This is a genomic window from Streptomyces tamarix (assembly GCF_032423885.1).
GTDB lineage: Bacteria > Actinomycetota > Actinomycetes > Streptomycetales > Streptomycetaceae > Streptomyces > Streptomyces tamarix.
The window spans coordinates 78,100-96,548 of record NZ_JAWCTQ010000019.1; the positions used below are offsets into that span (position 1 = coordinate 78,100).

An 18,449-nucleotide genomic window follows, 5' to 3' on the forward strand; every position below is an offset into this window, starting at 1 on the left:
GTGGGGGCGGGCGATGCGGTGCGGGGCGTGCGCTACGTGCGGACTTCCAGCAGCGGGACGAGCTGTTCGGCGGCGGTCATCGAGCCGTGCATCCCCGCCATCGCCGACTCGTGCGGCTCGGCGAGGGACGCCGTCAGGGCCACGTCGTCGTGCGCGGCGGCGACCACGTCGCCGATCCGGCCGAGTACCCGCTCGTCGACGTGCGGGCCGAACCAGCCCGCGGCGATCGCCTCGTCGCGCCCCGCGACCCAGAAGCGGTCGCCGAGCACCTCGCGCCAGCACGCCAGCACGTCCGCCTCGGCGCCCGGCACGGCGTACACGTGGCGCGCGCGGCCCTCGCCGCCCAGCAGGGCGACACCGGCGCGCAGCTCCCAGTCCTCGTCGAAGTCGATGCGGGACTCCTCGTCGAACGGGATGTCCACCATGCCGTGGTCCGCCGTGACGTACAGCGCGGAGCGCGCCGGGAGCTGCTCGGCGAGGCGCTGGACGAGCTGGTCGGCGTGCATGAGCTGGCCGCGCCAGGCGTCGGAGTCCACGCCGAAGCGGTGGCCGGCGCCGTCGACCTCGCTGTAGTACGTGTAGACGAGCGCGCGGTCGGCGCCCGCCATCTGGTCGGCGGCGAAGTCCATGCGGTCCTCGCCGGAGAGCCGCCCGTGGAACGTGCCGCCGCTGAGCGCGACCTTCGTGAGCGGGGTGTCCTGGAAGGCCGGGGACGAGACCTGGGCCGTGTGGACGCCCGCGGCGTCGGCCAGCTGGAAGACCGTCGGGTACGGCTGCCAGACGCTCGGCGGGGTCCAGGGGCGCCAGCGCAGTTGGTTCATCAGCTCGCCCGCGTCCGGGTCGCGCACCGTGTACCCGGCGAGGCCGTGGGCGCCGGGGGGCAGGCCCGTGCCGACCGAGGCGAGCGAGGTCGCGGTCGTGGCGGGGAAACCGGACGTGAGGGGGCGGCCCGTGCCGCCGCGCGAGGAGCCGAGGAGCGAGGCGAGGAAGGGGGCCTCCGCCGGGTGCGCCTTGACCTGCTCCCAGCCGAGCCCGTCGATCAGGAAGACGCAGACCCGGTCGGCCGGTGCCAGCTCGGCGATGCGGGGCTCGAAGCCCGGCACGCCCAGCCCCGCCGCCAGCGTCGGCAGCAGATCGGCGAGGGAACCGGAGCCGTACGCCGGTATGGGCGCCGTGTCGAGGGACAGCGGCACCGGGTCGTCGGGCCAGGCGGAGGCCGTGGTCGTCGGCTGGACCATCAGCGCGTGGCCGCGGTGGCTTCGGAGAGGGCCTGGGCGAAGTGGAGGGCCTGGCGGACCGTCTCCGGGCCGTCGCCGGCCTCGCTGACGCGCAGGCTCAGGTCGTCGGCGGTGGAGCTGCCCGTGTAACCGTGGTCGGCGTCGCAGTTCGGGTCGCCGCAGGCGGCGGGCTCCAGGTCGATCCGGGAGACGGCGCCCCAGCCGACCGTGAGGACGATCTCGCGCGGGAGCGCGCCGGGCTCGTACGACTCCGGGTTGGCGACGACGCGGCTGACGACGACCGACGAGATCCGGCCGAGCTTCACGGACTCGGTGGACGTGGTCGCGTACGGGGTCGGGGAGGTCGTGTCGGCGTTCTGCTCGTCGGTGTGGCTGACGATGAAGCGCGTCGCCGTGAGCACGAGGACCGTGACGTGGCGCCGGACCTCGTTGGCGTCGAACGTGGTCTCCTGGTGGACGAGGTACGACGCGATCGGCTCTCCGCCGACGGCGGCCTCCACCGCCTCGGCCACGAGGGCCGGGTAGTAGCCGCTGCGCTCGATCGCCGCGCGCAGCCCCTGGGTCGTCGTACCGGTCTTCGCCATGGACTCCATCCTACGGGGCGCCCGGAGCCCCGGTGACGGCTGTGGAAACCGCCCCGGGCCGCCCCGCTCAGTAGCTGGGCAGGCGGCGGGGGCCGAGGTCGGTGCGGGCGGGGGGCGGGGCGAGCCGTACGGTCGCGCCCAGGACGGCGAGGCCCCGCGGGGCGACGACGACCGGTTCCAGCGCGACGGCGACGACCTCCGGGTGGTCGTCGACCAGCCGCGACACGCGCAGCAGCAGCTCCTCCAGGGCGGCCGTGTCGACGGGGGCGGAGCCCCGCCAGCCGAAGAGGAGGGGGGCCGTCCGGATGGAGCGGACCTGCTCGGCGACGTCGCGGTCGGTGGCCGGAACGAGGCGGTGCGCCATGTCGCCGAGCAGCTCGGACGGGGCGCCGGTGAGGCCGAAGGACAGGACGGCACCGACCGCCGGGTCGATCGCGGCGCGGACGACGGTGTCGACGCCGCGCGGCACCATGGCCTGGACCACCGGCTGGAGCTCGGCGGGCCCGCCGAGGGCCTCGGTGAGCTCGGCGTACGCGGTGCGCAACTGCTCCTCGGTCGCCAGGTCGAGCCGTACGCCGCCGAGGTCGGGGCGGTGGCGCAGGTGCGGCGCGGTGGTCTTGAGGGCGACCGGGTAGCCGAGGCGGGCGGCGGCGCGTACGGCGGTGTCGGGGTCGGGCGCGGGGAGGACGGGCCGTACGGCGATGCCGTAGCAGGCGAGCAGCTCGCGGGTGTCGTCCGGCGCGAGGGTGATGCCGCGCTCCCCCACGCCGCCCGTACCGCTCGCACCGCCCGTACCGCCCGTGCCGAGGAGCCGTCCGATCCGTGCGGCGGCTCCCTTCTCGTCGACGCCCTCGTACTCGGGCACCCGGCCCGGCTCGGCGGCCTTGCGCCGCCACTCGGCGTACGTGACGGCCGCGGCCAGCGCCCGCACGGCCCGCTCGGCGGCGGGGTAGGCGGGGATGTTCCCGGCGGGGGCGCCGGGCGGCACGGGACCGTCGGCGGGGGCGCGCCCGGGCTCCGGCGGCGCGCCGGGCGGACGGGGGGCGGTCGCGGTCCCCCCGTACGGCGTCCGGTCCGCCGCCGCGCCCGGCGTCGGCGCGGCGCCCGCGGGTTCCGCCCGGCCGGCCGGGGCCGGGTGCTCCGGGGCGGGGGCCGTGCTGGTCGCGGCCGCCAGGGCGTCCGCCAGGGCGCCCAGTTCGACGTGGACGACCACGACCGGCTTCGCCGGGGAGGTGGCGCACGCCTCGCGCAGGGCGGTCGCCAGCACCTCGCCCTCGCCGGTCGGTTCCGCCGTCCCCCGCAGGCCGACCCGCGGGATCGCGGTGACGACCACCGCGTCGCACGCGTCGTCGTGCAGGGCCCCGGCGAGCGCCGCCCGGAAGTCCTCGGGGGTGGCGGCGGTGGTCAGGTCGCGGGGCGGCAGTGGTCGCAGGCCCTCGGTGAGGCAGGCGTCGTACGTGAGGAGGCCCAGCGACTCGGAGTTGCCGAGGATGGCGACGCGCGGCCCCTCGGGCAGGGGCTGCCCGGCGAGCAGCAGGCCCGCGTCGACGAGCTCGGTGACCGTGTCGACGCGGATGACTCCGGCCTGGCGGAGCAGCGCGGACACCGTGGCGTGCGGGATGCGGGTGGCGGGCACCGCGTGGCCGGGGGGCGCGCTGCCGCTGTGCCGGGCGCCCTTGACGACGACGACCGGCTTGACCGCGGCGGTGCGGCGGGCGAGCCGGGTGAACTTGCGGGGGTTGCCGATGGACTCCAGGTACAGCAGGACCACGTCGGTGTCGGGGTCCTCGTACCAGTACTGGAGGATGTCGTTGCCGGAGACGTCGGCCCGGTTGCCGGCCGAGACGAACGACGACACGCCCGCGCCCCGCCGGTGCAGCCCGGAGAGCAGGGCGATGCCGATCGCGCCGGACTGGGTGAACAGGCCGATGCGCCCGGCGGCGGGCAGTTGCGGGGCGAGGGAGGCGTTGAGCCGGGCGCCGTCCGCGGTGTTGATCACGCCGAAGGCGTTGGGGCCGATGACGCGCATCCCGTACGAGCGGGCCTGCCGCACCAGGGCCCGCTGGCGCTCCCGCCCGGCCGGGCCGCTCTCGGCGTAGCCGGCGGTCAGGACGACGAGCCCGCGCACGCCGTGCTCGCCGCAGTCCGCGACGGCGTCCGGGACGTGTTCGGCGGGCACGGCGACGACGGCCAGGTCGACGGGCTCGCCGATCTCGCCGACGGAGCGGTGGGCGGGGACGCCGTCCAGGGCGGCCGGCCCTGCGGGGAGCGCGCGGTTCACGGCGTACACGGGGCCGGTGAACCCGGCGTCGACGAGGTTGCGCAGGACGGTGCGGCCGACGCCGCCGGGGGCGCGGCCCGCGCCGACGACGGCGACGGAGCCGGGGGCGAGGAGGCGCTGCACGGACCGTGCCTCGGCGCGCTGCTCGCGGGCGCGCTGGACGGCGAGGGAGCGGTCGGTGGGCTCCAGGTCGAGGTGGAGGCGGACGGCGCCGTCCTCGAAGCTGCGCTTCTGGGTGTACCCGGCGTCCGTGAACACCTTGATCATCTTGGTGTTGGCGGGCAGCACCTCCGCGGCGAACCGCCTGATGCCGCGTTCGCGGGCGACGGCGGCGATGTGCTCCAGCAGGGCGGAGGCGACGCCGCGGCCCTGGTGGGCGTCCTGGACGAGGAAGGCGACCTCGGCCTCGTCGGCGGGGGCGGCGGCGGGGCGGCCCGCGGCGTCGATCCGGTCGTAGCGGACCGTCGCGATGAACTCGCCGCCGACGGTCGCGGCCAGGCCCACCCGGTCCACGTAGTCGTGGTGGGTGAAGTGGTGCACGTCCTTGGCGGAGAGCCGGGGGTAAGGTGCGAAGAACCGGTAGTACTTCGACTCATCCGAGACCTGCTCGTAGAAGCTGACCAGGCGCTCGGCGTCGTCCGCGGTGATCGGTCTGATCCGCGCGGTGCCGCCGTCGCGCAGCACCACGTCGGCCTCCCAGTGGTCGGGGTACGCGTGCGCCGACTGATCGGACGGGTTCAGCATGGGCCAAGGGTACGGCGCCGTTCCGGCACTCCGCCGGACATGAGAGACTGGTCTAGACAACCACTAGCACTTGAAGGGCAACACCATGGCTGAGCGCCGCGTCAACGTGGGTTGGGCCGAGGGCCTGCACGCCCGCCCCGCCTCCATCTTCGTCCGTGCCGCCACGGCCTCCGGCGTCCCCGTGACCATCGCCAAGGCCGGCGGCACCCCGGTCAACGCCGCGTCGATGCTCGCGGTGCTCGGCCTGGGCGCGCAGGGCGGCGAGGAGATCGTCCTCGCCTCCGACGCCGAGGGCGCGGACGCGGCGCTGGACCGTCTGGCGAAGCTGGTCGCCGAGGGTCTTGAGGAGCTTCCCGAGACCGTCTGACGACGACCGGCAGCACCACGGAGCCGCACCGCCCGGAATTCGGGGGTGCGGCTCTCCTTCTTCCGGGACGCGCCGGATTTCCGGTTCCCGCCGGTCCCGCGGATTCCCCGATTTCCCGGACAGCGCTTTTCGCGGGCAGCCGAAAAGGACCCCGTCATTTCTCCCTTCCTTTGTATACGGCCCCGCTGTTAATTCCGCGCTCCGGCGGTGTTTACGGGAGGTTGCGAACCCCTCACGCGGCCCGTGCGGCGCAGCCGGTGGGTGCCGCGCCACCGCTCGACGTGCTGGGCGGTGAGCATCCGGGCCCGCTCCGCGTCGCTCCGGGCGACGGCGTCGACGATCGCGCCGCGCTCCGCCCACGCCTCGGCCGGCCTGGCCGGCTCCTCGACCGCGTACATCCAGGCGGTCTTGTGGCGCAGCTGGGTGAGCAGCGAGGTCAGGCCGGGGCTGGCCGACGCCTGGGCGAGCGTCTCGTGGAACCAGTCGCCCAGCGGGCGCAGGTCCTCCCCCTGGCCGCGGCGGGCCCCCTCCCGACCCAGGCGGACGAGGCCGCGCAGCACCTTGAGGTGGGCCTCGGTGCGGCGCTGGGCGGCGCGGGCGGCGCCCAGCGGCTCCAGCAGCGTGCGCATCTCCAGCAGGTCGGCGGCGTCCTGCTCGGTCGGCTCCGCCACGCAGGCGCCGACGTGGCGGCGCGAGACGACGAAGCCCTCCGACTCCAGGGTCCGCAGCGCCTCGCGGACGGGGACGCGGGAGACGCCGTAGCGGCGGGCGAGCTGCTCCTCGGCGAGGCGGCTGCCGCGCGGCAGCACCCCGGAGACGATGTCCGCCCGGATCGCCGTACACACCGAGTGCGCGGGAATGCGCATACCGAACCTCCGAATCGCTCCGCCCACCGTTTAATCCGCGCGACACCCAATAGTTCGACGCTGTTCGGTGACTCTATTGCAACGAAGGGCATTTTCCGATCCCGGGCCGTAATCCATGGTGAATTTTTGGCCGGGGCGGTGGACTGCGGGCGGCGGGAAGGCGGAGGGGCGACGCGAAGGCCCCGGCTCGGTGACCGAGCCGGGGCCTTCGCGGAGCGGGGCGGGTCAGACGTCGACGCCGCGCGCCCGGAGGTAGGAGACCGGGTCGACGTCGGAGCCGTACTCGGCGGAGGTGCGGGCCTCGAAGTGGAGGTGGGGGCCCGTGGAGTTGCCGGTCGAGCCGGAGATGCCGATCTGCTGGCCCGGCATGACCGTCTGGCCGACCGCGACGCCGATCGAGGCGAGGTGGCCGTACTGCGTGTAGGTGCCGTCGTGCATCCGGATCACCACGTTGTTGCCGTACGCGCCGCCCCAGCCGGCCTCGACGACCGTGCCGAGGCCCACGGAGACGACGGCGGAGCCGTACGGGGCGTGGAAGTCGACGCCCGAGTGGCTGCCGGAGGACCACAGCGAGCCGCCCGCCCGGTAGGGGGTGGAGACGTACGAGCCGGCCACGGGGAGCTGGAAGGAGTTGAGGCGCTTGCGCTCGGCCTCGCGGGAGGCGCGCTCCTGGGCCTCGCGGGCGGCCTGGACCCGGGCCTCGGCCTGGCGTTCGGCCGCCGCTTCGGCCTGCGCCTGGCGCTCGGCCACCTCGGCGGCCAGCTCCTGGGCGGCGGCCTGGTCCTCGACCTCGTCGGCCAGCTCGTAGCCGGCGATGGCCTGGTTGAGGCCGGTGTCCTCCAGGGAGGCGCGCTCCGCGTCCGCGGCGAACGCCGGGGAGGCGAGGGTTCCGATGACGCCGGAGGTGGCGAGGGCGGCGGCGCCGGCGACGTGGGCGCTCCTGCGGCTCACTCGGCTCGGGGCACGGTGCTTCCCGGTGGAACGGGTGAACGCCATGAAGGGAACGTGTCCTTTCCTTCCCTCTCGCCTACCGGGTTAGCTGACGGGTTCGGAGCAGGAAGGTCTCCTACGGGCCCCTCCACGCGGTGGCGAAGGCGTCCGATTCACCCCAGGGGACATGGGTCCCCGGCTCCCCGGGCTCACGCCCGACGGGGATTCGGCGATCGCTGCCCGGTGCCGCGGGTGCGGCGGGTACGGGGGGCGGACAGCGCCTAAGACGCTATGCGGCTGATCTTTCAATCACCAAACAGACACGCTTTTTTGTAGCGCACGCCACAGAACAGACACCCAACCTCTCCAACAAAACGGACATAAGTCCGAGCAAGAACGGAACCCCGCCGTCCGGGTGGACGACGGGGTTCCGCCCCGTCAATCAGCCGGTGACGACGGTCACTTCGCCGATGCCCAGCGCCTCCACCGGCGCCTTGATCTGCGCCGCGTCCCCGACGAGGACGGTGACGAGGCGGTCCGGCGGGAAGGCGCTGACGACGGCCGCCGTCGCCTCCACCGTGCCCGTCGCGTCCAGGAGCCGGTACAGCCGTGCCTGGAAGTCGTCCGGCAGGTGCTGCTCGACCTGGTCGGCGAGGGTGCCGGCGACGGACGCCGCCGTCTCGTACTTGAGCGGGGCCACGCCCACCAGGTTGTGCACGGCGGCGTCGCGCTCGGCGTCGGTGAGCCCCTCCGCCGCGAGGGTGCGCAGCACCTTCCACAGGTCGTCCAGCGCCGGGCCGGTGTTGGGCGTGTCGACGGAGCCGCTGATGGCGAGCATCGCCGCGCCCGTGCCGTCCGGCAGGGACCGCAGGACCTGCCCGAAGGCCCGCACGCCGTACGTGTAGCCCTTCTCCTCGCGCAGGACGCGGTCCAGGCGGGAGGTGAGCGTGCCGCCCAGGCAGTACGTGCCGACGACCTGCGCGGGCCACACGCTGTCGTGCCGGTCGGGGCCGACGCGGCCGATGAGGAGCTGCGTCTGCACGGCGCCCGGCCGGTCCACGATGACGACGCGGCCGGTGTCGTCGGCGGTGACGGGCGACGCCGTGCGCGGGCGGGGCGCGCCGCCCGTCCACGCGCCGAGCGTGTCGTCGAGGAGCGCGTCCAGGTCGATGCCGGTCAGGTCGCCGACGACGACCGCGGTGGCCGACGCGGGGCGGACGTGGGCCTCGTAGAAGGCCCGTACGGCCGCGGAGTCGATCCGGGCGACGGTCTCCTCCGTGCCCTGGCGGGGCCGGGACATGCGCGAGGAGGCCGGGAACAGCTCGGCGGAGAGCTGCTTGGCGGCGCGGCGGGCGGGGTTGGCCGTCTCGTGCGGGATCTCGTCGAGGCGGTTGCGGACGAGGCGGTCGATCTCGTCGTCCGCGAAGGCCGGCGCCCGCAGCGCGTCGGAGAGGAGCCCGAGGGCCTTGTGCAGCCGGGAGGCCGGCACCTCCAGGGAGACCCGCACGGCGGGGTGGTCCGCGTGCGCGTCCAGGGTGGCGCCGCACCGCTCCAGCTCGGCGGCGAACTCCTCGGCGGTGTGTTTGTCCGTGCCCTCCGACAGGGCGCGCGCCATGATGGTGGCGACGCCGTCGAGGCCCTCCGGCTCGGCGTCCAGCGGGGCGTCGAGGACGATCTCGACGGCGACGACCTGCTGGCCGGGGCGGTGGCAGCGCAGCACCGTCAGGCCGTTGCCCAGCTCGCCCCGCTCGGGCGCGGGGAAGGCCCACACGCGGGGCGTGCCCGGCTTCGGCCGCGGGTGGAACTCCATGGTCGTCAGAGACACGGCAGCGTCGCTCACTGGTCCGCCCCCTCTTCCTCGTCGCTGTCGGTCCGGTCGCCGTCGTCGGCCTTGGTGGGTTCGTAGACGAGGACCGCGCGGTTGTCCGGGCGCAGCCGCTCTGCCGCGACCTCGCGCACCTCGTCGGCGGTGACGTCCAGGACCCGCTGGACGGCCGTGAGGGCGAGCTGCGGGTCGCCGAACAGGACGGCGAACCGGCACAGCTCGTCGGCGCGGCCCGCGACCGTGCCCAGCCGGTCCAGCCACTCGCGCTCCAGTTGGGCCTGGGCGCGCTCCATCTCCTCGGCGGTGGGCCCCTCGGCGGCGAACCGGGCCAGCTCCTCGTCGACGGCGGCCTCGATGTCCGGCACCTCGACCCCGGCGGAGGTCTTCACGTCCAGCCACCCCATCGAGGGCGCGCCGGCCAGCCGCAGCATCCCGAAGCCGGCGGCCACGGCGGTGCGGTCGCGCCGGACCAGCCGGTTGTGCAGCCGGGACGACTCGCCGCCGCCGAGGACGGTGAGGGCGATGTCGGCGGCGTCGCACGCGCGCGTGCCGTCGGCCGGGAGGCGGTAGGCGGCCATCAGGGCGCGGGCCGGGACGTCCTCCTCGACGACCTCGCGGAGCTGCTCGCCGATGACGTCCGGGAGCGTCCCGTCGCGCGGCGCGGGCTTGCCGTCGTGGGACGGGATGGAGCCGAAGTACTTCTCGACCCAGGCGAGCGTCTGCTCGGGGTCGATGTCGCCGACGACGGACAGGACGGCGTTGTTCGGCGCGTAGTACGTGCGGAAGAAGTCCCGGGCGTCCTCCAGCGTGGCCGCGTCCAGGTCCGCCATGGAACCGATCGGCGTGTGGTGGTAGGGGTGCCCGTCCGGGAAGACGAGGGCGGTCAGCTTCTCGAACGCCGTGCCGTACGGCACGTTGTCGTAGCGCTGGCGGCGCTCGTTCTTGACGACGTCCCGCTGGTTCTCCATCGACTCGTCGTCGAGGGCGGCGAGGAGGGATCCCATGCGGTCGGCCTCCAGCCAGAGGGCGAGCTCCAGCTGGTGGGCGGGCATGGTCTCGAAGTAGTTGGTGCGCTCGAAGCTCGTGGTGCCGTTGAGGGAGCCGCCGGCACCCTGCACCAGCTCGAAGTGGCCGTTGCCCCGGACCTGCTGGGAGCCCTGGAACATCAGGTGCTCGAAGAGGTGGGCGAGGCCGGTGCGGCCCTTGACCTCGTGGCGGGAGCCGACGTCGTACCAGAGGCACACCGCGGCGACCGGGGTCAGGTGGTCCTCCGAGAGCACCACGCGCAGGCCGTTGGCCAGCCGGTGCTCGGTCGCTGTCAGGCCGCCGGAGCCGGCCTGGGCTGTGGCCGTGTGACCCATGGGCATGTACGTCCCTTCGATCGCGTCATGGAAAAGTCCTGCCACTGTATGCAAGCGCACCGGCGCCCTGCGAAGTTCCCGGCAAGCTGCGGCGTCCCTCTTCCGGGTCGCGGTCGGTCCTGTCAGTGGGACGGTCCACAATGGTCGGCGTCAGATCAACCTTGTTGGTGAAGGAGCCGCAGCAGCGATGGCCCGCCGCAGCACGAAGACCCCGCCGCCCGACGACTTCGAGGAGCGGATCCTCGACATCGACGTCGTCGACGAGATGCAGGGCTCCTTCCTCGAGTACGCGTACTCGGTGATCTACTCCCGAGCCCTGCCCGACGCGCGGGACGGCATGAAACCGGTGCACCGCCGGATCGTGTACCAGATGAACGAGATGGGCCTGCGCCCCGAGCGCGGGTTCGTGAAGTGCGCCCGCGTCGTCGGCGAGGTGATGGGCAAGCTCCACCCGCACGGCGACGCGTCGATCTACGACGCGCTGGTGCGCATGGCGCAGCCCTTCTCGATGCGCCTGCCGCTGGTCGACGGCCACGGCAACTTCGGCTCGCTGGGCAACGACGACCCGCCGGCCGCCATGCGGTACACGGAGTGCCGGATGGCCGACGCGACGTCCCTGATGACGGAGTCGATCGACGAGGACACCGTCGACTTCGTGCCGAACTACGACGGGCAGGAGCGCGAGCCGGCCGCCCTCCCGGCCGCCTTCCCGAACCTGCTGGTCAACGGCGCGTCGGGCATCGCGGTCGGTATGGCCACCAACATGCCCCCGCACAACCTGGGCGAGGTCGTCGCGGCCGCCCGGCACCTGATCAGGCACCCGGGCGCCGACCTCGAGACGCTCATGCGGTTCGTCCCCGGCCCGGACCTGCCGACCGGCGGCCGGATCGTCGGCCTGTCCGGCATCAGGGACGCGTACGAGTCCGGCCGCGGCACGTTCAAGATCCGCGCGACGGTGACGGTGGAGAACGTGACGGCGCGCCGCAAGGGCCTGGTCGTCACGGAGCTGCCGTTCGCGGTCGGCCCCGAGAAGGTCATCGCCAAGATCAAGGACCTGGTCGGCGCGAAGAAGCTCCAGGGCATCGCGGACGTCAAGGACCTCACGGACCGGGAGCACGGCCTGCGCCTGGTCATCGAGGTCAAGAACGGCTTCGTGCCCGAGGCGGTGCTGGAGCAGCTGTACAAGCTGACGCCGATGGAGGAGTCCTTCGGCATCAACAACGTGGCGCTGGTGGACGGCCAGCCGGTCACGCTGGGCCTGAAGGAGCTGCTGGAGGTCTACCTCGACCACCGCTTCGAGGTGGTGCGGCGGCGCAGCGAGTTCCGGCGCGGCAAGAAGCGGGACCGGCTCCACCTGGTGGAGGGCCTGCTGGTGGCCCTCGTCGACATCGACGAGGTGATCCGGCTGATCCGGTCGAGTGAGAACTCGGCGCAGGCCAAGGAGCGGCTGATCGAGCGGTTCTCCCTGAGCGACATCCAGACCCAGTACATCCTGGACACGCCGCTGCGGCGGCTCACCAAGTTCGACCGGCTGGAGCTGGAGGGCGAGCGGGACCGGCTGAACAGCGAGATCGAGGAGCTGACGAAGATCCTGGAGTCGGACGCCGAGCTGCGCAAGCTCGTGTCGTCCGAGCTGGCCACGGTGGCGAAGAAGTTCGGCACCGAGCGGCGCACGGTGCTGCTGGAGTCGGCCGGTTCCCCGGCCGCCGCGGTGCCGCTGGAGGTCGCCGACGACCCGTGCCGGGTGCTGCTGTCCTCGACGGGGCTGCTGGCCCGTACGGCGAGCGGCGACCCGCTGCCGGAGAGCGGCGGGAAGCGCGCCAAGCACGACGTGGTCGTGTCGGCGGTCGCGGCGACGCAGCGCGGCACGGTCGGCGCGGTGACGTCCGCGGGGCGGCTGCTGCGCATCTCGGTGATCGACCTGCCGCAGCTGCCGGACACGGCGGCGGCGCCGAACCTGTCGGGCGGGGCGCCGCTGTCGGAGTTCCTGACGCTGGAGAAGGACGAGGAGGTCGTCTGCCTGACGACGCTCGACGAGTCGTCGCCGGGCCTCGCGCTGGGCACGCTGCAGGGCGTCGTGAAGCGGGTGGTGCCCGACTATCCGGCGAACAAGGACGAGCTGGAAGTCATCACGCTCAAGGAGGGCGACCGGATCGTCGGCGCGGCGGAGCTGCGGACGGGCGAGGAGGACCTGGTCTTCATCACGTCCGACGCGCAGCTGCTGCGCTACCCGGCGTCCCAGGTGCGCCCGCAGGGCCGCCCGGCGGGCGGTGTGGCGGGCGTCAAGCTGTCGGCGGGCGCCGAGGTGATCTCGTTCACCGCCGTCGACCCGGCGTCCGACGCGGTCGTGTTCACGGTCGCGGGCGCCACGGGCCAGTTGGACGCCTCCGTCGGTACGTCGGCGAAGCTGACGCCGTTCGACCAGTTCCCCCGCAAGGGCCGGGCCACGGGCGGTGTGCGCTGCCACCGGTTCCTGAAGGGCGAGGACGTACTGGTGCTGGCCTGGGCGGGCGGTGCGCCGGCCATGGCGGCCCAGAAGAACGGCGCGCCCGTGGAGCTGCCGGACCCGGATCCGCGCCGGGACGGGTCGGGTACGCCGCTGGTCAAGCCGGTGGCGGTGCTGGCGGGCCCGCCGGCGTAGCGGGACGCGACGCGCGCGGGGCGCGCCCGCCGGGTGGTGGGCGCGCCCCGCGCCCCCGCGGCCCGTCAGGCGCGGTCGGCCGCCTCACCGTACGCGGCGGCGTCGTACGGGTCGGCGTCGTACGGGTCGGTGCCGTACGCGGCGGTGTCGTCCGGGTCGGCGTCGTACGCGGCGGTGCCGTACGGGTCGGGTTCCGGTTCGGCCTCCTCGCGCGGGTCGGGGACGTACCGCAGGACGCCCCACAGGGCGTGGTCCTCCGGCGTGTCGTGCGGGCCCGCCACCCGGCAGCCGTCGAGCGCCCGGAGCAGGGCCTCCCCGTCCGTGCCGGAGCCGATGAGGACGAGCTGGGTGAGCCGCTGCCCGCCGGGCGGCCAGGGCTCCGGATAGAACCGCAGGAAGCGGCCGACGGCGTGCACGGCGTACCGGTTGTCCGGGTCGGCGGCGCCGAAGTCGACGAACCCCTTGATCCGGTACAGCCCTTCGGGCCGTGAGTCGAGGAAGTCCATGAGGCGGCGCGGGTGCAGCGGCTCCCCGGCCGTGAACGACACGGTCTCGTAGGCGGCGTGCGGGTGGTCGTGGTGGTCGCGCTCGTACGCGTCGGCGTACAGGTCCTCGAAGGACAGCTGCCGGGCGCCGGCCGTGTCGTCGGCGCGGGCGGCCCGGTCGAAGAGCAGTTCCGGGTCGACGCGCCCGTACGCCGCCGTGACCACCGCGGCGCGGCCCGCGAGCCCCGTGACGGCGTCCCGCACGCGCCGCAGTTCGTCCTCCGGTACGCGGTCGGCCTTGTTGACGACGACGAGGTCGGCGATGCCGAGGTGCCGGTCCGTCTCGGGGTGGCGGGCGCGCGTCGCGTCGAACTCGGCGGCGTCGACGACCTCGACGAGCCCGCCGTACACGATCCGCTCGTTGTCGCTGGCGAGGACCATCCGCACCAGTTCCTGCGGCTCGGCCAGGCCGCTGGCCTCGATGACGATGACGTCGAGCCGGGCCGCGGGGCGGGTGAGGTCCTCCAGGTAGGTGTCGAGCTCGCTGGCGTCGACGGCGCAGCACAGGCAGCCGTTCCCGAGGGAGACCGTCGAGCCGACCTGGCCGGCGACCGTCATGGCGTCGATCTCGATGGACCCGAAGTCGTTGACCAGCACGCCGACGCGGGTGCCCCGGGCGGTGCGCAGGAGGTGGTTGAGCAGGGTGGTCTTGCCGGAACCGAGGAAACCCGCGAGGACGACGACGGGAATCTGCTGCGCGCTCAAGAGGCACCTTTCTCGTGGGGCGGCCGACGGTCGGGGTTCCTCAGGATAGGCGGGGGCGTCTACCGTTTCCGGCCATGAGACCGGTTTCCGCCCCTTCCACCGCTTCCGCCCCCGGTGGCCGTACGACCGGCCGGCGGCCGTGGCCGTCCCTGGGGTGGCCGAGGCGGATGTTCTCGCAGTTGCTGCTGATCCAAGTGGCGGTGGCGGCCGGGGTGACGGTGCTGGTCACGGGTCTGTTCCTGGCGCCGCTGAGCGGGCAGCTGGACGACCAGGCGATGCGGCGGGCCCTGGCCGTCGCACAGACCACGGCGTCGTCCCGGCTGGCGGGCGACCTGCTGGCCTCCCGCCCGGCACCGGACGGCCCCGTACAGGCGGAGGCGGAGCGCATCCGGCGGGCGACGGGCTCCGAGTACGTCGTCGTGATGGACGTGCGCGGGGTGCGCTGGTCACACCCGAACCCGGCCAGGATCGGCGGGGTGGTGTCGACCGACCCGAGCGGAGCGCTCGCGGGCCGGGACGTGCTGGAGATCGACAACGGCACGCTGGGGCGGTCGGCGCGCGGCAAGGTGCCGCTGCGCGACGGCGACGGGAGGATCGTCGGCGCGGTGTCCGTCGGCATCGCGTACGACAGCGTGCGCGCCTGGTTCCTGGCGGCGATCCCCGGGCTGCTCGCGTACGCGGGCGGGGCACTGGCGGCGGGCGCGCTGGCCGCGTGGCTGATCTCCCGGCGCATCCAGCGGCAGACGCGCGACCTCGCGTTCTCCGACATCGCGGCCCTGCTGGCGGAGCGGGAGGCGATGCTGCACGGCATCCGCGAGGGCGTCGTGGCGCTGGACGGGGCGGGGCGCGTCCGGCTGGTCAACGACGAGGCGCAGCGGCTACTGGAGCTTGGGCCCCGGGTCACGGGACGGCCGCTGGACGAGGTGCTGGGCGGCGGGCGGACGGCGGACGTGCTGGCCGGGCGGGTCAGGGGCGCGGACCTGGTGACCGTGCACGGCCGACGCGTGCTGGTCGCCAACCGGATGCCGACGCACGACGGCGGTGCGGTGGTGACCCTGCGGGACCGTACGGAGCTGGAACGGCTCGGGCGCGAACTGGACGCGACGCGCGGGCTGATCGACGCGCTGCGGGCGCAGGACCACGAGCACGCCAACCGGATGCACACCCTCCTGGGGCTGCTCCAGCTGGAGCTGCACGAGGAGGCGGTGGAGTACCTCACCGAGGTCGTGGGGGTGCACCGCACGACCGCCGAGCAGGTCACGGAGAAGGTGCACGACCCGCTGGTGGCGGCGTTGCTGGTGGGGAAGGCGACGGTGGCCGCGGAGCGGGGCGTGGCCCTGCGGATCGCGCCCGGTTCGCTGCTGCCGGACCGGCTGGTCGCGCCGAGCGAGCTGGTCACGGTGGTGGGCAACCTGGTCGACAACGCCGTGGACGCGGCGGCCGGCTCGCGGGACGCCGCCGTCGAGGTGGAGCTGGGCGTGCGGGGCCGTACGGCGGTGCTGCGGGTCGCGGACAGCGGGCCCGGCGTACCGGCGGAGCAGCGGGAGGCGGTGTTCACCGAGGGTTGGACGACCAAGCGCCGCCCGTCCCACGGTGCGGGACGCGGCCTGGGCCTGCCCCTGGTCCGCCGCCTCGCGGAGCGGCACGGCGGCCGGGTCGAGGTGGGCACGGCGGCGAACGGCGGCGCCGAGTTCACGGTGGTCCTCCCGGAGGCCCTGACGGAGCCGCCGCCGGTCCCCGCGCCCGACGGGGACCCGATGGGCCCGGGCGGCGCCCGGCACTGAGCGCGGGCGCGCACCGGGGGTGCGCGGCGGGCCGGTCGGGCTCGTACCTCCGCCTCCGCGCACGGCGGGCCGTCGCAGCCTCTGCGCAATCAGCCCCGGACGCGGAGGAGGGCGAGGGGGCGGCGGGCAGGGCGAGCAGGTGGTCGCCGGGAGCGGAGCCGTTCTCCACGGGCGGGGACATCCCCCCGGTGGAGGGCCCCGGTGGGGCCCCCTCGGCGGGACCGTGGCGCCGGCGCGGGCGAAGGCCCCTTCACCGGGGGCCTCACCCCCGCCGGGCGGCCCCGCGGCCGAGGGCCCCGGCCGGAACACGTTCCGGCCGGGGCCCGGGCGCGCGTGCCCCACGCGGGGGCGCGGGGCTCAGGCGTCGATGCGCGAGCGGTCCAGCGTCGCCGCCGAGCTGGTGATGAACTCCTTGCGGGGCGCCACGTCGTTGCCCATCAGCAGGTCGAAGACCTGCTCCGCCGCATCCAGGTCGCCGATGTTGATCCGGCGCAGCGTGCGGTGGCGCGGGTCCATGGTGGTCTCCGCCAGCTGGTCGGCGTCCATCTCGCCGAGGCCCTTGTAGCGCTGGATGGAGTCCTTGTACCGGATGCCCTTGCGCTGGAACTCCAGCAGCGTCTGCCGCAGCTCGTTGTCCGAGTACGTGTACACGTACTTGTCCTGGCCCCGCTTCGGCTGGACGAGCTCGATGCGGTGCAGCGGCGGCACCGCGGCGAAGACGCGGCCGGCCTCGACCATGGGGCGCATGTACCGCTGGAACAGGGTGAGCAGCAGGCAGCGGATGTGCGCGCCGTCCACGTCGGCGTCGACGAGGAGGACGATCTTGCCGTACCGGGCGGCGTCGATGTCGAAGGTCCGGCCGGACCCGGCCCCTATGACCTGGATGATCGCGCCGCACTCGGCGTTCTTCAGCATGTCCGACACGGACGACTTCTGGACGTTGAGGATCTTGCCGCGAATCGGCAGGAGCGCCTGGAACTCGCTGTTCCGGGCGAGCTTCGCCGTACCGAGCGCGGAGTCGCCCTCGACGATGAACAGCTCGCTGCGCTCGACGTCGTCGCTGCGGCAGTCGGCGAGCTTGGCCGGCAGGGACGAGGTCTCCAGGGCGGTCTTGCGCCGCTGGGCCTCCTTGTGCTGCCGGGCCGCGACGCGCGTACGGGCGGCGGCGACGGCCTTCTCCAGTACGGCGCGGGCCTGGGCCTTGGCGTCGCGCTTGGTGGACGTCAGGAACGCCTTCAGCTCCTTGGCGACGACGTTGGCGACGATCCGGTTCGCGGCGGACGTGCCGAGGACCTCCTTGGTCTGGCCCTCGAACTGCGGCTCGGCCAGCCGGACGGTCACGACGGCGGTGAGGCCCTCCAGGGCGTCGTCCTTGACGATGTCGTCCTCGGCGACGCGCAGCAGCTTCGCGGCGCGCAGGGCCTCGTTGACGGTCTTGGTGACCGCGCGCTCGAAGCCGGTGACGTGGGTGCCGCCCTTGGGCGTGGCGATGATGTTGACGAACGACTTGACCGTCGCGTCGTACCCCGTGCCCCAGCGCAGCGCCACGTCGACGCCGAGTTCGCGGGTGACCTCGGTGGGCGTCATGTGGCCGCGTTCGTCGAGGACCGGGACGGTCTCCTTGAACGTGCCCTGGCCGGTGAGGCGGAGCACGTCGCAGACCGGCTTGTCCGGGGCGAGGAACTCGCAGAACTCGCTGATGCCGCCGTCGAAGCGGAAGATCTCCTGGCTCTTGCCGACGCCGTCCAGGTCGCGGTCGTCGCGGACGACGATGGTCAGGCCGGGGACGAGGAACGCGGTCTGGCGGGCGCGCTGGTGCAGCGTCTCCAGGGAGAGCTTGGCGTCCTTGAGGAAGATCTGCCGGTCCGCCCAGTACCGCACCCGCGTGCCCGTGCGGGTCTTCGGGACGCGCTTGGCCTTGCGCAGGCCGTTGGCCGGGTCGAAGGGGGCGTCGGGCCCGGACTCGGTGAAGACGCCGGGGACGCCGCGGCGGAAGCTGATCGCGTGCGTGGCGCCGTTCCGGTCGACCTCCACGTCCAGGCGGGCCGACAGCGCGTTCACCACGGAGGCGCCCACGCCGTGGAGGCCGCCGGAGGCCGCGTACGAGCCGCCGCCGAACTTGCCGCCGGCGTGGAGCTTGGTCATGACGACCTCGACGCCGGACAGGCCGGTCTTGGGCTCGACGTCGACGGGGATGCCGCGGCCGTTGTCCTGGACCTCCACGGAGCCGTCGTCGTGGAGGACGACCTCGATGTGGTCGCAGTAGCCGCCGAGGGCCTCGTCGACCGAGTTGTCGATGATCTCCCAGAGGCAGTGCATCAGGCCACGGCTGTCGGTGGACCCGATGTACATGCCGGGGCGCTTCCGAACCGCTTCGAGCCCCTCGAGTACGAGCAGGTGCCGCGCGGTGTAGTTGGAACCGTCACGGTCTGCGGTCAGCAGCGCACTGGACGGAACGGACGTCTCGGCGGTCACGCGGTTCGCTCCTCGCTGAATTTGAGATCTTGCCCATGGGGGTGAGGGGTCGGCTTCTGTGCCGGTCCGAGCGTACAGAGCCCAGGTAGAGCGGTTGTAACGC

Annotated in this window: 12 protein-coding genes and 1 riboswitch; of the genes, 3 read left to right on the plus strand and 9 right to left on the minus strand. The window is 73.9% G+C overall.

The genetic code is table 11. The annotated features are described in order from the left end of the window. Nucleotides 1-32: 32 nt before the first annotated feature. The 3 genes from RND61_RS17095 to RND61_RS17105 form a co-directional block, all read right to left on the minus strand. Nucleotides 33-1,238, minus strand: a complete 1,206-nt coding sequence (locus RND61_RS17095) for an alkaline phosphatase family protein (RefSeq protein WP_315878833.1) — start codon at nt 1,236-1,238, stop codon at nt 33-35. Continuing rightward, complete coding sequence (locus RND61_RS17100) at nt 1,238-1,822, minus strand: DUF5998 family protein (RefSeq protein WP_315878834.1); 585 nt, start codon at nt 1,820-1,822, stop codon at nt 1,238-1,240. The genes RND61_RS17095 and RND61_RS17100 overlap by 1 nt, the downstream gene beginning before the upstream one ends. 67 nt (nt 1,823-1,889) lie before the next feature. Next, a complete protein-coding gene (locus RND61_RS17105) occupies nt 1,890-4,847 on the minus strand; it encodes a bifunctional acetate--CoA ligase family protein/GNAT family N-acetyltransferase (RefSeq protein ID WP_315878835.1) in 2,958 nt (985 codons plus the stop codon). An 85-nt stretch (nt 4,848-4,932) separates the two neighbouring features. On the opposite strand from RND61_RS17105, the gene RND61_RS17110 reads away from it, so the two are divergent. Further along, the gene (locus RND61_RS17110; RefSeq protein WP_315878836.1) at nt 4,933-5,214 is read left to right on the plus strand and encodes an HPr family phosphocarrier protein; all 282 of its coding nucleotides are present in this window, start codon (nt 4,933-4,935) and stop codon (nt 5,212-5,214) included. Between the two features lie 188 nt (nt 5,215-5,402). On the opposite strand, the gene RND61_RS17115 is transcribed toward RND61_RS17110, so the two are convergent. The 4 genes from RND61_RS17115 to RND61_RS17130 form a co-directional block, all read right to left on the minus strand. Next, nucleotides 5,403-6,080, minus strand: a complete 678-nt coding sequence (locus tag RND61_RS17115; RefSeq protein WP_315878837.1) for a GntR family transcriptional regulator — start codon at nt 6,078-6,080, stop codon at nt 5,403-5,405. A gap of 225 nt (nt 6,081-6,305) precedes the next feature. Further along, nucleotides 6,306-7,076 (minus strand): M23 family metallopeptidase, encoded by a 771-nt coding sequence (locus tag RND61_RS17120; protein ID WP_315878838.1) that lies wholly within the window; start codon nt 7,074-7,076, stop codon nt 6,306-6,308. Nucleotides 7,077-7,089: 13 nt separating this feature from the next. After that, nucleotides 7,090-7,252, minus strand: a riboswitch (cyclic di-AMP (ydaO/yuaA leader). 200 nt (nt 7,253-7,452) lie between these two features. Further along, nucleotides 7,453-8,820, minus strand: coding sequence for a M16 family metallopeptidase (locus RND61_RS17125; protein ID WP_315878866.1), 1,368 nt, complete (start codon nt 8,818-8,820; stop codon nt 7,453-7,455). Nucleotides 8,821-8,846: 26 nt separating this feature from the next. After that, entirely contained in the window at nt 8,847-10,196 is a 1,350-nt protein-coding gene (locus RND61_RS17130) for a M16 family metallopeptidase (protein ID WP_315878867.1), read from the minus strand. 187 nt (nt 10,197-10,383) lie between these two features. On the opposite strand from RND61_RS17130, the gene RND61_RS17135 reads away from it, so the two are divergent. Then, nucleotides 10,384-12,837, plus strand: coding sequence for a DNA gyrase/topoisomerase IV subunit A (locus RND61_RS17135; protein ID WP_315878839.1), 2,454 nt, complete (start codon nt 10,384-10,386; stop codon nt 12,835-12,837). Nucleotides 12,838-12,902: 65 nt separating this feature from the next. On the opposite strand, the gene RND61_RS17140 is transcribed toward RND61_RS17135, so the two are convergent. Then, nucleotides 12,903-14,087, minus strand: coding sequence for a CobW family GTP-binding protein (locus tag RND61_RS17140; RefSeq protein ID WP_315878840.1), 1,185 nt, complete (start codon nt 14,085-14,087; stop codon nt 12,903-12,905). Nucleotides 14,088-14,254: 167 nt separating this feature from the next. Between RND61_RS17140 and RND61_RS17145 the strand changes: the two genes are divergently transcribed. Continuing rightward, on the plus strand, nt 14,255-15,871 hold the full coding sequence (locus RND61_RS17145; RefSeq protein WP_315878868.1) for a sensor histidine kinase: 1,617 nt from the start codon (nt 14,255-14,257) through the stop codon (nt 15,869-15,871). Nucleotides 15,872-16,228: 357 nt separating this feature from the next. Here RND61_RS17145 and RND61_RS17150 read toward each other — a convergent pair whose 3' ends face one another. After that, nucleotides 16,229-18,346 carry a DNA gyrase/topoisomerase IV subunit B gene (locus RND61_RS17150; RefSeq protein ID WP_315878841.1) on the minus strand — a complete coding sequence of 706 codons (2,118 nt, stop codon included), beginning with the start codon at nt 18,344-18,346 and terminating at the stop codon, nt 16,229-16,231. Nucleotides 18,347-18,449: the final 103 nt, after the last annotated feature.